Annotated in this window: 11 protein-coding genes; 5 read left to right on the forward strand and 6 right to left on the reverse strand. The window is 52.8% G+C overall.

Annotated features, from left to right (window positions below; translation table 11 throughout):
• Nucleotides 1–177 precede the first annotated feature (177 nt).
• On the reverse strand, nucleotides 178–1,113 hold the full coding sequence (locus RIC19_RS04845; RefSeq protein ID WP_350177166.1) for a UDP-3-O-(3-hydroxymyristoyl)glucosamine N-acyltransferase: 936 nt from the start codon (nucleotides 1,111–1,113) through the stop codon (nucleotides 178–180).
• A gap of 43 nt (nucleotides 1,114–1,156) precedes the next feature.
• Here RIC19_RS04845 and RIC19_RS04850 point away from each other — a divergent pair, with 43 nt between their 5' ends.
• A complete protein-coding gene (locus RIC19_RS04850; RefSeq protein ID WP_350177167.1) occupies nucleotides 1,157–1,372 on the forward strand; it encodes a cold-shock protein in 216 nt (71 codons plus the stop codon).
• Nucleotides 1,373–1,530: 158 nt separating this feature from the next.
• On the opposite strand, the gene RIC19_RS04855 is transcribed toward RIC19_RS04850, so the two are convergent.
• From RIC19_RS04855 to serA, 4 genes are all read right to left on the reverse strand, one after another.
• Complete coding sequence (locus RIC19_RS04855; RefSeq protein WP_350177168.1) at nucleotides 1,531–2,070, reverse strand: GNAT family N-acetyltransferase; 540 nt, start codon at nucleotides 2,068–2,070, stop codon at nucleotides 1,531–1,533.
• A gap of 360 nt (nucleotides 2,071–2,430) precedes the next feature.
• Nucleotides 2,431–3,147, reverse strand: coding sequence for an ABC transporter ATP-binding protein (locus RIC19_RS04860; protein WP_350177169.1), 717 nt, complete (start codon nucleotides 3,145–3,147; stop codon nucleotides 2,431–2,433).
• On the reverse strand, nucleotides 3,148–4,626 hold the full coding sequence (locus RIC19_RS04865) for a DUF5687 family protein (protein ID WP_350177170.1): 1,479 nt from the start codon (nucleotides 4,624–4,626) through the stop codon (nucleotides 3,148–3,150).
• A gap of 93 nt (nucleotides 4,627–4,719) precedes the next feature.
• The gene (serA, locus tag RIC19_RS04870) at nucleotides 4,720–6,612 is read right to left on the reverse strand and encodes a phosphoglycerate dehydrogenase (protein ID WP_350177171.1); all 1,893 of its coding nucleotides are present in this window, start codon (nucleotides 6,610–6,612) and stop codon (nucleotides 4,720–4,722) included.
• 353 nt (nucleotides 6,613–6,965) lie between these two features.
• Here serA and RIC19_RS04875 point away from each other — a divergent pair, with 353 nt between their 5' ends.
• From RIC19_RS04875 to RIC19_RS04890, 4 genes are all read left to right on the forward strand, one after another.
• Complete coding sequence (locus RIC19_RS04875; RefSeq protein ID WP_350177172.1) at nucleotides 6,966–7,985, forward strand: DUF2202 domain-containing protein; 1,020 nt, start codon at nucleotides 6,966–6,968, stop codon at nucleotides 7,983–7,985.
• A gap of 113 nt (nucleotides 7,986–8,098) precedes the next feature.
• Entirely contained in the window at nucleotides 8,099–8,674 is a 576-nt protein-coding gene (locus RIC19_RS04880; protein ID WP_350177173.1) for an RNA polymerase sigma factor, read from the forward strand.
• 20 nt (nucleotides 8,675–8,694) lie between these two features.
• Nucleotides 8,695–9,423 (forward strand): hypothetical protein, encoded by a 729-nt coding sequence (locus RIC19_RS04885; protein WP_350177174.1) that lies wholly within the window; start codon nucleotides 8,695–8,697, stop codon nucleotides 9,421–9,423.
• A 69-nt stretch (nucleotides 9,424–9,492) separates the two neighbouring features.
• Nucleotides 9,493–13,662 carry a DEAD/DEAH box helicase gene (locus RIC19_RS04890; RefSeq protein WP_350177175.1) on the forward strand — a complete coding sequence of 1,390 codons (4,170 nt, stop codon included), beginning with the start codon at nucleotides 9,493–9,495 and terminating at the stop codon, nucleotides 13,660–13,662.
• 560 nt (nucleotides 13,663–14,222) lie between these two features.
• Here the strand turns inward: RIC19_RS04890 and RIC19_RS04895 are convergent.
• The gene (locus RIC19_RS04895) at nucleotides 14,223–14,573 is read right to left on the reverse strand and encodes a T9SS type A sorting domain-containing protein (RefSeq protein WP_350177176.1); all 351 of its coding nucleotides are present in this window, start codon (nucleotides 14,571–14,573) and stop codon (nucleotides 14,223–14,225) included.
• Between the last annotated feature and the right edge of the window lie 568 nt (nucleotides 14,574–15,141).

Consider the following 15,141-nt stretch of genomic DNA (forward strand, 5'->3'; position numbering starts at 1 on the left):
GTTTTGTATAGGGTATGGATGAGTATTTTTTGCCAGATCAAGACCTGTCCCGCCAAAATAGCGGGAGAACGCCCGGAACCTCGTAGCCAAAGCTACGAAGGTGAGGACGAGATGCAGAGCTGGTGAAAAAGACCATTCAGAGACGTACAAAATTTGCGTTAATAAACTCTAATGAACCTATTTACTATAGTACTCGCTATAAAACTCCGGCAAATGCCGCAGCGCTGCCAGCTCGCGGTACGCCATGCGCGCCTCCTTGGCCGGGTAGCCGAAGTAGACCTTCCCGCCTTCGAGGCTTTTGGAAACGCCCGACTTGGCCAGGATGACAGCTTTCTCGCCAATGATCAGGTTTTGGGCAATGCCCACCTGCCCGTAGAGCACCACTTCGTTTTCCACTTTGGTATTGCCGCCTATACCCACCTGTGCAGCAAACAGGCAATGCTTGCCAATCACCACATCATGCCCGATATGCACCTGGCAATCCAGCTTGGTGCCTTCCCCGATGATGGTATCCCCGGAGACGCCCTTGTTGATGGTACAACCTGCACCGATGCGCACCCGGTCTTCGATGATGACCCGGCCACCGGAGCGCCAGGGCTGATAACCATCCTCCGTTTTCTTAAAGTAGAAGGCATCCGAGCCAATGACGGAACCAGACTGTATCTCCACATGCGCGCCGATATGAGTGTGCTCGCTGATCGTCACATTGGACTGTACGAAGGAATTTGCACCGATTTTCACATGATGCCCGATTACCACATTGGGCTCAATGATGGCCGTGGGGTGAACCTCGGCCGTCTCGCTGATGGCCCCCGTCATAGGCTGTACCGGCCGCTCCGAGAGCACCAGTTGGTTGTAAGCTTCGAACGGGTTTTCGCACAGGAGCAACGCTTTGCCCTCCGGACATTTCGCATGCTCATTCACCAGGATGATGGTCGCGGCAGAGCCCAGTGCCTTGCTAAAATACTTGCGCACATCCACAAAAGTGACATCCCCCGGCTGCACCTGATGGATTTCATTAATACCCGTAGCCTGCAGGGATTGATCGCCGATGAGCTCGGCACCCAGGCGCTTGGCCAGGTCGGTCACGGGAATGGGCGTGGAGAACTTCATGGTGTATTTTTTTACTTTTGCCAAAAGTAAAGATTTCCGACCTATGATGACCGGCGTGGTACAGTTTTTTCTGCAGGACAAAGGCTATGGCTACATCCGGGTACCGGAGACGCGGGAGGAGTTCTACGTGCACCGGCGCAATCTGCTATTGCCCGTTGAGCGTGGCATGGTAGTCCGGTTTGTGCTCCGGGAAAACAAGCAGGGGGCTTATGCTGATCAAGTAAAGCCAGTTGCGGATTTCAGTAAGCATCCGGGCTAAGAAAAAACCCGAAGCCTTTGTTTTTCAATAAAAGCCGGCCTGGCAGTCCTACGCATTGCCCAGTCATTTACAGCAGCTGTCCATGGGCTGCAAAAGCTGAACAGGCCGGGGCTGCGCCACTTACCCCCCAGCAGGACTGCCAGGCCAGAAATTAAACATTACCAGTATACAGGGTCATTGATCGCTTCAACGCAAAATGACCTGCCGGAAATTGGCAGCAGCTTTTCCCCGCGAAGGGATTGAGCGATCCAGCCTTCAGGATAAGACAAGGGCTGGGGCGATGGAACGATATCAACAGAAATGGGCCGGTACCCGACCTTCGAATAGAAGTTGATGTCGCCATAAGTCACCACCACTTCCACTCCTGCTTCCCTCAGACAGTCCTGCGCAAACCGGATAAGGTTTTGCCCAACACCCATACCCTGAAAACGCGTTTGTACCGCAGCTGGAGATAACAACCAGGTTTCGGTGGCACTGTTCTCAAAGCGCATTCTCGAAAAGAAAACGCCCCCTGTGACCTGCTCCTGCTCTGCGGATAGAAAAACGCGCAAATCCTGAGGTGGAGTCCGGTCCAGAAGGTTCCTGATCAGGTCCCCGATAAGCAGCCCTTCTTTTTTTCCTTCGGAGTCCGAAAAGGTCTGAATGAATAATTCTATAATTTCCTGGTCACGCCCCCCTTTATAAATTTGATTTTGCATTTGTTGTAATTTAATGGTTCCCGGGTGAAATGGCAGCTTTGTTGTGTGGCAAAACAAGTAACTGTGCCTTATCTGACCAACACAGCAAACCAAACACCCTGCTTATGAATAAATGGAATAGAAGTAGAGCTGTAAACAATGACAGGACTGCCATCGCACAGGCTAAAGGGAAGTATCGGCAGTATCAATTAGCACCGGCTAATTTTTTGAATACTGCCTGTTACACGGACTCCTTAATGCTTGTCCGGTGAAAGAAATGATTTTTCATAGGCCGTAAAGATAAGCACTTTCCATTTTCGGGGCAAAAAAACAGTGGGCACTGTCAAAAACCGAACCGCAAAACAAGTGGTACTACCAATATTACGAGCCGGCTTCTGTTGTCTTTTCCCCCGAAAAGTACGCCTCCAGTTCCTCCAACGTCCGCTCGGGCGCATCCTTGATATCGCGTATAACTTTGCCGTCTTCCAGCAGTACGATGCGCTGACACACTTCCGTAACGTGTGCCAGGTCGTGGCTGGAGATAAGTACTGTCAATTCCGGCGGTAATTCACGGATGAGGTTTTTCAGGCGGATTTGGGAGCTGGGGTCGAGGTTGGCAAAGGGCTCGTCGAGAATGACCAGCTCAGGGCTGCCCAGTAAGGCCGCCGCAATACCGATTTTCTTTTTGTTGCCCTTGGACATATTGCGGATGTACTTGCCGCTGTCCAGGATTTCGCCATTAAAGAAATCCGCAAAGCGCTCCAGGAAAAGCTTCACATCAGGTGGGTTCATACCGTAAAGCTGACCCACAAAGTTGAAGTACTCCTCTGGTGTGAGGTAGCCAATCAGGAAGCTTTCGTCTATAAATGCTCCGGTGTAGCCCTTCCAGGCATCGGAGTCGCTCACGGCCGTCTCCTTTGACCAGACGGTGCCCGTAGTGGGGCGAATGAGATCGAGCAGCAGGCTGAACAGCGTGGTTTTGCCTGCGCCGTTGTTGCCCACCAATCCGAAGCGCTCGCCAGCGGGAATATCCAGTTGTTCAATATCCAAGGCAACCTTACTGCCATACTTTTTGCTGAGTTGTTCCAGGTGTATCATTTATCCTTCTTGTTTGTAAGCGTCAATCAAATCATATTTACGGCGGCTCAGTTGCCGGACAACGGCCTGCATGATGGGGCGGTGGAGCAATATACCCACTATGCTAATCATACCGAGCACTGCCAGGCCCCATTGCCAGCCCAATATCCACTGCAACAGCAAATGGATGACCACCGGCAGGAAAAATGCCGGCAGCACCAGCAGAAACTGTGATGCCCCCACGCCTTCCCAGTTCATAAACGCGCTCTTCTCAGGATTCACCGGGCGGGCATTATAGGTGCTTAGGTACAGAATAATGTAAGCGGTAATGCCCATATTGACCAGGAAGGAGACCACCACAATCGGGATCATGCGAATATCTGCCAGGCCATACAGCAGGCACACACAAAATGCAGCTACGTTGAAGAGGGTAAAAAGATAGTACTTGCCCTTCATGTACTCCATCAGCGGTACGCGGCGGGCCATCAGCATATTGAAGAAGCTGCTCTCCCAGGCGATGAGGAACTGCCCGTACGTGGCCATAGGGAAAGTGGTGGCCATGAGGGTGAACAGAAATACCATGCTGAAGGACTCCCCGTTTTCCAGGTATTCCAACGAAAAGAAGGGGTAGAACAGGATGAGCACCGCCATCAGCAGCATCGTTTTCGGCCGTTTGTTGCGGGCGATTTGCAGCAGCTCCATTTGTACAAACTGCCCGGCCATGCCCAGCCGGCGGAGTGCCGCAATACCCTCGTTGCTTTCCACGCGGCCCTGCCGGGCTTCCACAGAGTCCAGGTAAGCATTGGAGCGTAGGGCCCGTAAAGGCAATTGGTAGGCCAGTGCCGCTATTGCTATAGGAATGAACACCAGCACCGGATTGCCCAGTATGGCCATGAATGCATTTGCGAAAGCACCGGATAAGGGCAGCCACTCCTGAGTATCCAGATAAACGATGCCGGCCAACACCACAAAAGCGCCCAGTATCGCAAACGGGCTGATGTTGAACTGCCGCTTGAGGTAAAAGCCAACGAAGTTGTTGAACAACGCCAGGCACATCACGCTCACGATCCAGGCCAGTTGTGCCAGTGCTCCGTACTCCGTAGCCACCACTTTGAAGGTAAAAGGGAGGATAAAAACGAGTGGGAACAGATTAATCACATTGAAGACCGAGCGGAATAACAGGTAATGGAAGAGCTTGCTGCGCTTAATCGGCAGGAGCAGATAGGGCTGTATGTCAATGACCGGGAAACTCTGCATCAGGAACCGGAACAGCAGCCCTGCTATCCAGGTGAAAAAGAATATGCCGCTAAGCACGGCTATCGGATGTTCATCCGGCACGGAGCTTGCCAGAATCACGTCCAGGAAATACCCCGCAAAGAGGAAATTAGCGAGCAGGTACAGCGCCAATAACCCCAAAAGGATATTGACCACGAGCCCGCGCTCCCAGAAAGGTGAACGCAGTTGCGCCTGCCAGCTCTGTAATAGTAAAGACCGTATCATGAAGTGGGTGTTCTGATTTCCAACTCAAGATACAGCCTTCGGTAAATATGTTGTTATTTTCCCGATTATTCAGGATAAAATTTCGACAAAGGGCTAATAGAGGACCCGGAACCAAATCGTGGGCTCAATATGCTTTAGCTCTTCGAGCAGGTCGTCACCGTAGGCGCGATTCACATCCGTAATCACGTAGCCAATCTGCTCATTGGTTTTGAGGTACTGGCTGAGGATGTTGATGTTGTGGCGGGCCAGAATCTGGTCGATATGCGCCAGCACTTTGGGCACGTTGTGGTGAATGTGCAGCAGGCGGTGCGCATTCTGTACCGGCTGCAGCTGCAGGTTGGGGAAGTTCACGCTACCAGCTGTGCTACCGGTATTGATGTACTGAATGACTTTGTTGGGCACAAAACTGCCAATATTTTCCTGTGCCTCTGCTGTAGATCCGCCGATGTGGGGGGTCAGAATGGTATTGGGCAAGCCCATCAGCTCAGACTCGAAGGGCTCGTCATTGCTCTTAGGCTCACTGGGGAATACGTCTACTGCACAGCCCTTAAGTTTGCCGGAGAGGATGTTTTCGCGCAGGGCCTTCACATCCACCACCTTGCCACGGGCCAGGTTGATGAAGATGGCACCGTCTTTCATCAGCTCAAACTGTCTGGCCCCAAAGATATTGTTGTTTTCCGGGCGGCCATCGACATGCAGGGTCACCACGTCTACCAGCCCGAGCAATTCTTCCAGGCTGTTGCATTTGGTCGCATTGCCAAGGGCAAGCTTCTCTTCCAGGTCGTAGTAGTAAACATCCATACCTACAGCCTCAGCCACAACCGAAAGCTGTGCGCCGATATTGCCATAGCCTACGATGCCCAGTTTTTTGCCCCGCACTTCCTGTGCGCCGGTGGCTGATTTTTCCCACTTCCCGTGGTGCATAGCCCGCGATTTATCCGGCAGGTTACGCACCAGCATAATGATTTCTGCGATGGCCAGCTCCACTACCGACCGCGTATTGCTGTAAGGGGCATTGAATACCGCTACGCCGTGGCGGGTACAGGCATCAAGGTCGATCTGATTGGTACCAATACAGAAAGCCGCGACATTGATGAGCCGCTTGGCGCTGTTGATGACCTTTTCGGTAATGTGGGTCTTAGACCGTATACCTACAACGTTGACGTCCCTGATCTTCTCGCACAGCTCGTCTTCAGAAAGCGATGTGGTCATGTATTCCACCTGATAGCCCTCTTTCTCAAACAACTCAACAGCCTGCGGATGAACCCCTTCCAGAAGGAGTACCTTGATCCGGTTTTTAGGATAGGATAGAGATCTGCTCATCTTCAATTCGTATAAGATTTCATCTAAATTGGGCGCAATATGGTCGGCCTCTGCCTTGACTTTCTCGCGCTCCACATTTTCTGTAAACAAGTAAAATTTATTCGCGTACCCGGCTTTCCGGATTTCCAGGTCATTGGCACCGTCTCCAATGACATATACATCGCCCTTGAGGTCCAGCTGCTTGATCACCTCTGACTTACCGCCGTTTCTCGACAGGGGGTTATCCTTGTTAAAGCCGGTGATACGGCCGGCTTCATCGTAAATAAACTCATTGGCAATCACCTGTTCGGGGTTGAGCCCGTAATAGGCAATAACCGGCTTGATAAAATCGGTGAACCCATTGGATACGATGTAAATATTGTCCTTCAACGACTGGAAGTACTCCTGATTGCTCAGGAAGGAGCGGGAAATCTGCCCCTTTAGGCGTTCGGCCAGCTCCTCTATATCCCGCCGGTGCGCCTTCAGCAGGTCTAGCCGCTGCTCCAGGGACGCCCGGAAATCGAGGGAGCCATCCATGCCCTTGTTGGTGATATCCTGAATGCGCTCCAGTATGGCCTCCTGCTGCGGATCGCCTTCCAGAACAATCTCAGCTAATACATCCAGTGCCTCTACCCGGGTAAAAGTACTATCAAAGTCGATAATCAGGTTAATCGGCTTATTCATGCCTGCAAAACTAATATGCTTCGCGCAAGGATTGCGTAATCCAACACACTTTTGGTATTAATTTTTCATTAAGAGCGTGTTGGGACTTTAGTAATCGGTCTGCAAACTGCAATTTTTCGCTTATACTTCGCCCCGAAAATCCTCATTTAGCTTAGGCTAAACTCCGGTTTTCGGGTCTCGTCTAACCAAAAAATTGCTAGTCTTCGACTAGAAGACCAAAATCCCAACACGCTCTAAGTCTACGATTTGTAAGCGGTTAATAATTTTTTCTCCCAAAAGTGAAAGAAAACAAAAAAGCCCGCGTACTACTACCAAATGCCTCAAAGTACAATCACTACAAAAAACATTCAGTCATGAAAAATCGAATTTGGAAATCCATAGTATTAACAACTCTACTATTAGGCACCGCTTTTGTATTTACGCAGTGCGAAACGGACGTTACCGGACCGGCTCCGGAGGAACTGACCGTTATTGAAACACGTGGCGCAGCAACTACGGTAGCCGCTGACTTGTGTAACTGCCTGAATGAAAAGTTCCCGACCGAGGCGCTCTCTGAAGCCGAAGCCGGAGCGCTTGTCTTCATGCGGGAAGAAGAAAAACTTGCCAGAGATGTTTATCTCTCCCTTTTCGAACGGTGGGAAACACGTGTGTTTTCAAACATCGCCAAATCCGAACAGCAGCATATGGACGCCGTATTGTGCCTGATCGAGAAGTACGAGCTACAGGACCCCGTGGGAACCAACCCCACCGGCGTATTCCAAAACGAAAACTTGCAGGCGCTTTACACCACCCTCACTGAAACGGGCAGCGAAAGCCTGGAGGCCGCTTTCATCGTAGGCGCTACGATTGAAGACCTTGACATCAATGACCTCAATCAGGAAATAGCTACCGCTGATAACGAAGACCTCATCGCGGTCTTTAACGAGCTCAACCGGGGCTCCCGCAATCACCTGCGGGCCTTCATGAAAAACCTCACTAATATCGGAGCAACCTATGCGCCTCAGTACATCAGCGAAGACCTCTTTGCTGAGATCACCCTCTCAGAAACAGAGCGCGGCAGTAGCCTGAATTTAGTCTGCGGCATTCAAGCCGGTAACGGTCAGTGCCCTGGTACTTGCAACGGCAATGGCCAGCAACAGGGAGGCCAACAGGGCAACTGCAACGGCACTGGTAATGGCCCGGGCAACGGCACTGGCATTTGTGACGGTAACGGTGGAAACGGTAACGGTGGAAACGGTAACGGTGGAAACGGTAACGGTGGAAACGGTAACGGTGGAAACGGTAACGGTGGAAACGGTAACGGCGGAAACGGTAACGGCGGAAACGGTAACGGCGGAAACGGTAACGGCGGAAACGGTAACGGCGGAAACTAACCCCGACGTAGTCAACATCACAACGCTGTAGAAAAGGCAACCTTTTGGTTTCCCCCTTTGGAAAACCAAAAGGTTGCCGTATTTTCATACGCTACTTTCACAGTCCAAGCACCATGCTCATTGCCAGCAAAATATGCGAAGAACTTACCGATCAGGAAGTCGTGGCCCGTGCCCTTCAGGAAGTAGACTACTTTTCCTGCCTCTACCAGCGCTACGAGCCATCACTACGCCGGTACGTGCAGCATATGACCGGAGCCGGACCCACCGGTGCAGAAGATATTCTGCAGGACGCCTTCATCAAAATCTGGCGCAATCTCCGGGCTTACAACCCCAAGATGAAACTAAGCAGCTGGATGTACCGCATCGTTCACAATGAAGCCATTTCTGCACTGCGCAAGCAAAACGCCTTTGGCAAAAACAAAACAGTAGACTGGGCAGATGCCGAACCGATGCTGCTCCGCACCTTACTCAGCGAAGTGGAAGCCGCTGATGAGGACCGTATTTCCACTCAGCAGCTCCGTCAGTGGGTGCAGGAGCTACCCCTGAAGTACCGGGAAATTGTCCTGCTTCGGTATTTTGAAGAACTGGACTACGAAGCCATTTCTGATGTCCTGCAAATACCGGAAGGGACGGTGGCCACCCGATTGAACCGGGCCAGGAAAGCATTGGAAAAAGCCGCCAAACCGTAAACCCAAGAAAAAGTAATGCCATGAATACTGCTCAAAAACTTGTGGAACAAATCAAAGCGCAGCAAATCGCACCGCGCCCGCAGTGGCACTATACCGCCCTGAATTGGGCCGTATGGCTGGGCTTTGGATTGGTCGTGCTGACTGGCGCATTGGCTTTTTCAATCATTCTGTTTACCATTCAGCAGGTCGATTTTCAATTGTTGCAGCATATGCAGCATTCCTGGCTGGAAGGGCTGCTCAGCCTGATGCCTTTGTTCTGGATTGGCTTTCTGGCGCTGGCCCTGCTGCTGTCTATGTACACCCTGCGCTATTCCGAGCGCGGCTACAAACTTACCCTTGCCCACCTTGCGGGCTATAGTGCTGCGTTCAGCATCCTGCTGGGCACAGCTTTCTTCATCAGTGGGGGAGCACAGCAACTAGAACAAGCCTTTGCTATTCGGGTCGATTTGTACCAGAGTGTGCAGGAGAAGAAGGAACAGATATGGAGCATGCCCGAAGCGGGGTATTTGGGGGGTACCATCATAAGTGTAACCCCCGAAGCCTTCCAACTGGAAGACTTCGGAGGCCTAATATGGACCATTGACTACGCTAATGCCGACTGGCCGCCCCGCATTCAGCTAAAGCCGGGAGAACAGATCAAGCTCAAGGGTGAACAAAGGGGCCCTACTGACTTTTCAGCCTCTTTCATCCGGCCATGGGGCGGGCAGCCCATGAATGGCAATGCTCCCCAAATGAGACTAAAGGAATAAGACTAATTTATAGCAGTTCTGCTGTAGCCTCCTTACCTTTGCGCAAAATTTGGAAAAGGAGCAACTCACGTGGCGAAGGAACTTTCTTATCAGGAGCGTAAAAAGGTCATCAGCGAACTGCCGCACGATGCCTATTGGGTCATGGGCGTGGTGAGCCTCTACGGCTACCCGCTGGCGAACTACAGCATCGAAAAAGCACTGGACAAAGCAGGGTTCCGGCCAGAATCACAGCGGACGGTCACCCATACCTTCGTGCGCAACCAATTGCGGTGGTTGCAGGAAAACGGCTACATCGACTACCTGCACAAAGACCCGTTTGCAAAACCAGAGTGGCGAGATGCCGCAGCCCGTCACTTCTTCCTGCAAGCCGGCAAGACCCTTAACCGCATCATTAGTCAGTTGAGGCGGGAAGAACGCCTCGATCGCCCCGTTTACTCTTTCCGGATGAAGGAGGATGACCTGCAGCGGCAATTCAAAAAACTCCGCCTGCTGCTGTTCGAAAAAAGCTACTACGACTACAGCCACCTGGCCGAGCAGCTCAACAGCAACTTCACCTTCGATGAGAAGCAACAGGAGCAGACCCTCAAAGCAACCCTGTCCAACTTCCTGCCGCTCGACCCGGACTTCATCTCCGCCCTGCCGGCCCCCTTTCACAGTGAGGCTTGCTTCTACATCTTCCTGTACCCCCACCTGTGGGAAGGAGGTACAGCGACTGACTTCAACCGGCTCCTCAAAGCCCTGCTTTCGGAAACGACCCGACGGGAGGGTTACTTCGAGATGCACTACTCGCTCAACCTGGCGATGCAGGGATTAAACAGGGCAAGCCTGACAGAAGCCCTTCCTTTTCTGGACCGTACCCACTACTGGCGTGGCCTCAATGCCATGATGGCTGCGCTCAAGGGCAATAACGAGGCCGCAGCAGAGCACTTTAAACACCTTTCGCCCCCAGCCAGGCAAAGCGTCTACAACGACCTCTGGGGCGCGCTGTTCCTGATCTGGCAATGCCGCAATCAGGATATTAAAGGACTGGAAGTGCTCCGTAGCATGAACAGTAAGGTAGACGCCAGCGCGCTGCCCGGTATTTTCAATTCCCTGAGGGTGTTTTTCCACTTTATGCTGGAAGACGAAGATGCAGCCCTGGAAGGGCTTGAACAGTGTGCCGCCCATTGCAGCCACCCTACCGAATACCTCTTCGTGCTTTGGGTCGCCTATTGGATTGATGCGGAGCTGGATATGGCATTCGCAGACCAAATCCACCTCTTCCTTCCCAGGTGGGAGCAGGCGGAGCTCAGCTGGCTATGCGGTGAAATGGCCAATGCCCTGTCCCTGGTCTTCCCTGACCACTCCAAACAAAAAGAATGGATTGTGCTCGCCCGCTACTATCAGGAGGAGATGGGCTTCCACTACCTCATCGATCTGCTGCCTCAGCAGTCGGCCTGGGAGCGCATCCTCAACTCACTGGGGGCCCTGAGCAATGGAGCAGCAACCGACAACCACTACCCGCCTGGCAGTACGCGCCTGGTCTGGTTTATCGATTTCGATAAGCAGGAGCTACAGCCCAAAGAGCAGAAGCGCAGCAAACGCAATAGCTGGTCTGCCGGCAGAAAAGTCTCCATCAATGATTTCTACGAGCGCAAAGTCGAGAGCATGACCGCCGAAGACGAAAAAGTGCTGGATGCAGTCACCTCTGCCTACGACAATCGCCCCTCACCGATGTTTTACTACGGCAATGACGAGCTCGTGCTCGACTTTGACCATGCGCTTTACCAACTGACGAGCCACCCGTTTGTATTTCTGGCCGGGAAGGGGGAAATCCCCGTTGAGCTCATCCGTTCCAAGCCCGAATTGCTCATCACAGAAGAAGAAGGGCAGCTTCGCCTCAACTTCCGGCCGGTGACCAAGTCCGGTGCCTACGTCACAGAAAAGGAAACTCCTACCCGTTACCGTATTTACAAGCTTACTGACGAAGAGCGCAAGGTCGCCAAGCTGATTGGCCGGGGCGCTTTGATGCCGGAGGAAGCCCGCCCACAGATGGAGCGCATCACCCAGCAGTTGCAGGGCCGCATACAGGTACAGTCCCCCACAACGATGCTGGAAGAGGGGCTCGAGACCGTTCAGGGCGACCCCATGCCCTGCCTGCACCTTCTGCCCTTCGGCGAGGGGTTCAAACTGGAATTCTATGTCAAGCCCCTGCCCGGTGAGGCCCACTACTTCAAACCCGGCGAAGGGCTGGTCACCCGCATTCTCAACACCAAAGAGGGGCGGGTAGCCTGTGAGCGTCAGCTGGACAAAGAACGGGCGCTGGCTCAGGAAACAATTGATGCCTGCCCGGCCCTTACCGGTCAACCCGCCCAAAACTACGAGTGGCAGATCGAAGATACACAGTCCTGCCTGCAAGCCTTGCTGGAGCTGCACCCACTGCGGGAGCAGGGCCGCATTAAAGTCGAATTCCCCAAAGGCGAAAAAGTAAAACTGCTTGGTATCACCAATACCGATCAGCTATCCATGCGCATTCAGGAGGAGTCCAACTGGTTTGCTGTAGACGGCACCCTGAAGCTGGATGAAGAAGAAATCCTGCGCTTCCAGCAGCTCCTGGAGCACGTACGCAAAGACGACAGCCCCTTTGTGGAACTCAGAGAGGGGACCTTCATCGCCCTGACGGAGACGTTCCGGGAGCGCCTCCGCGAACTGGAGGGGCTGCTGCAGCAACGGGGGCAGAAATTTGAACTCCCCCCCCTGGCAGGGCTCCGTATAGACGAGCTTTCCGGTGAGCTGGCAGAACTCGAAGCCGATCAAAACTGGGCCAAAAGTATGCAGCGTATACAACAGGCGCAACGCATTCGCCCTCGTGTGCCGGATACCTTTCAGGCTGACCTGCGCGCTTACCAGAAAGAGGGCTTCCGTTGGATGATGCGCCTGGCCGAATGGGGCGTCGGGGGCTGTCTGGCTGACGATATGGGCCTGGGCAAAACCGTACAAGCCCTGGCGATGTTGTCTGCCCGGAAAGACGAAGGCCCCGGGCTCGTAATAGCCCCCGCTTCCGTTACCCGAAACTGGATGCGGGAAACCGAACGCTTTGCTCCGGATTTAACCCCAAAACTACTGGCCAACAGCAAAGAAGCAGGCCTCATCGAAGAGGTGGGCCCGGGCGACCTGCTGCTCATCAGCTACGGCCTACTGCCTTTTGTGGAGGAGGCCCTGAAGCAAAAGTCTTTTAGCACACTGGTACTCGATGAAGCACAGGCTATTAAAAATGCAGCGACCAAGCGCTCCAAGATTGCGATGGAGCTCAGGGCAGACTTCCGCCTGGCCACTACGGGCACACCTATTGAGAACCACCTGGGCGAGCTCTGGAACCTGTTCCGCTTCCTGAACCCCGGCCTGCTGGGTTCTCAGAAAAGCTTCAACGAAAAGTTCACCAATCCTATTAGCAGAGGTGACCAACAGCGGCGCGAGCAGCTCCGGCGTCTGATACAGCCCTTTATCCTGCGGCGGCATAAGCGGGATGTACTCACAGAACTGCCTGCCAAGACAGAAATCATTCTTTCCGTTTCTCTCACAGAGTCGGAGCACTCCTTCTACGAAGCCATCCGCCGAAGTGCCTTGGAAGCGGTAGAGGCTGCCGATGCTACCTCCAAACGGTTCGCAATACTAGCCCAGCTCACCAAGCTGCGGCAGGCGGCCTGCCACCCCCGCCTCGTTATGCCCGACAGCCGGATCCCCAGCTCCAAGCTCGACCTCGTAGGCGAAACCATCCTCGAGCTCATCGACAGCGGGCACAAAGCCCTGGTCTTTAGCCAGTTTGTCAAGCACCTGCGTATTGTGGAGCAGTGGGTCAAAGCGCAGGGCATCCCCTACCAATACCTGGACGGCCAAACGCCGGGCAAAAAGCGGGAAGAAGCCGTACAAGCTTTCCAAAACGGGGAGGGGCAGCTCTTTCTCATCAGCCTCAAAGCGGGCGGAACGGGCCTCAACCTGACCGAGGCCGACTATGTGCTGCACCTCGACCCCTGGTGGAACCCTGCCGTAGAGGATCAGGCCAGTGACCGTGCTCACCGTATGGGGCAGCAACGCCCGGTAACCGTTTACCGGTTCGTCAGCGAAGAAACCATTGAAGAAAAAATTGTGCAATTGCACCAGAACAAGCGGGAACTGGCCGATCAGTTGCTTTCGGGTACAGATGTGAGCGCTAAACTCTCAGCCGATGAGATGCTGAACCTGCTGAAGGGGGAAGGGTAAAAACAGCAAGGCACTCTTCAATAAGCTTGCGAGCCTCCTTCGCCGTTTCTTTGGAAAGGGAAATAGCAATAACCAATCCTGAAATATCTCCCCACTTCCTAAACACCGCTCCACCTCCGCAGCAACGTCAGCGATACGGCCAATATTTGGCGCTCCGGCTGCACCTTCAACAAAGGCGTATCCGGCGAACCATCATCGGGGCGGGCAGCAAGCTTGACTGCCAGGTGTTATCGGCCACGAGGTGGTGATCGGCAAGACTTCCTGTTTGCTGCGCAGGTGGGCACAGGCAGAAATACCCGGGTAGGAGAGGAAGTAGTGATGTACGGTCAGGCAGGGATTGCACAGCACCTGCATATCGGGAAGCAGGCCGTCATACTGGCCAAGTCAGGCGTGAGGAAAAATTTGAAAGGGAAGGAAATCTATTTCAGCTTCCGGTCAGGAAAGCGGGCGTGGCGTACTGCAAACTGGCTGCATTGCGCCACTTGCCAGCGTTTTACCGGATTTTACGGAAAAGACAGTGCGGACAAACGGGAACTACCACGAGCAGTGCGGCTACCGCTCTACTGCTTATGCAACCGCTGCGTGGTCAGCACCTTATCGTTGGCCCCTTTGATCTGAACCAGGTACATGCCCTTAGGCAGGTCACCTACATAAAATTGCTGGTCCGCATAAGTGATGTCAAACCGCTTCATGGCGCGCCCTACCAGATTGAATACCTTGATTTCTGAAACACCCTGCGTTTCCGTGAGGCTGATGTAATCGATTGCAGGATTAGGATAGACCTTTAGGTCTACGGGAGTGGTAAGAACCGGATAAGGATCAGGAGGGAACAACTTATGCTCCGGGCTCGTCCCGGCAGATAGACTTAAAGTGGCAATGAGTAAGAAAAACAGGGGTAAAGTATGCTTCATATCTTGGGATTTCAAAAATGTGCTGAGGCTAAGGAGCTGTTTTCATAAAAATAAGGAAAATTCATTAAAATTCAAGCGATATGTTAAAATTGCTTAATTTGTAGGAGTTATACACAATAAACCTGAATGCGGCCCGGCAAGTTCAACCTACGGGTAAAGTTTAAGGGTATTTTAAAGCTTTTGCCGCAAATGCGGCATATATTAGACTTGACGCGTCGGGGATCATTACACGCCCTAATGGCGCTGCCCCTTCCCACGCTATGCCTTTTTTAGTCCCTTAGCTCAGGCTAAGCTTCTGAAATCCCGGTAATTACCGGGACGCGTGGTTGAAAACAGCTCATTTTTTCCACTGCACTGACCCAATGCATCAAGTCTGTTGAAAGGATGCCCCGGCAAAAGCCTGTTCTTCAGCCGGGGCAGCTTATTTAGAGCTTGTTGGGATTTTGCTTTTGGAGCGAACGCAGTCAAATTTTGTTCTGATTAAGGCGTGATGAGGGAACATAGCCTTAGCTACGTGACCGAAGAACAACGAAGAGCAGGACAAAATTTGGCAAGAGCAGCCCGAAGT

The sequence above is a fragment of the Phaeodactylibacter sp. genome (assembly GCF_040219495.1).
In the GTDB taxonomy this organism is placed as follows: domain Bacteria; phylum Bacteroidota; class Bacteroidia; order Chitinophagales; family Saprospiraceae; genus Phaeodactylibacter.

Coding starts and splice junctions, on each gene's coding strand:
- RIC19_RS04845 (WP_350177166.1), bottom strand. CDS start 1,113: ATGAAGTTCTCCACGCCCATTCCCGTGACCGACCTGGCCAAGCGCCTG.
- RIC19_RS04850 (WP_350177167.1), top strand. CDS start 1,157: ATGATGACCGGCGTGGTACAGTTTTTTCTGCAGGACAAAGGCTATGGC.
- RIC19_RS04855 (WP_350177168.1), bottom strand. CDS start 2,070: ATGCAAAATCAAATTTATAAAGGGGGGCGTGACCAGGAAATTATAGAA.
- RIC19_RS04860 (WP_350177169.1), bottom strand. CDS start 3,147: ATGATACACCTGGAACAACTCAGCAAAAAGTATGGCAGTAAGGTTGCC.
- RIC19_RS04865 (WP_350177170.1), bottom strand. CDS start 4,626: ATGATACGGTCTTTACTATTACAGAGCTGGCAGGCGCAACTGCGTTCA.
- serA (WP_350177171.1), bottom strand. CDS start 6,612: ATGAATAAGCCGATTAACCTGATTATCGACTTTGATAGTACTTTTACC.
- RIC19_RS04875 (WP_350177172.1), top strand. CDS start 6,966: ATGAAAAATCGAATTTGGAAATCCATAGTATTAACAACTCTACTATTA.
- RIC19_RS04880 (WP_350177173.1), top strand. CDS start 8,099: ATGCTCATTGCCAGCAAAATATGCGAAGAACTTACCGATCAGGAAGTC.
- RIC19_RS04885 (WP_350177174.1), top strand. CDS start 8,695: ATGAATACTGCTCAAAAACTTGTGGAACAAATCAAAGCGCAGCAAATC.
- RIC19_RS04895 (WP_350177176.1), bottom strand. CDS start 14,573: ATGAAGCATACTTTACCCCTGTTTTTCTTACTCATTGCCACTTTAAGT.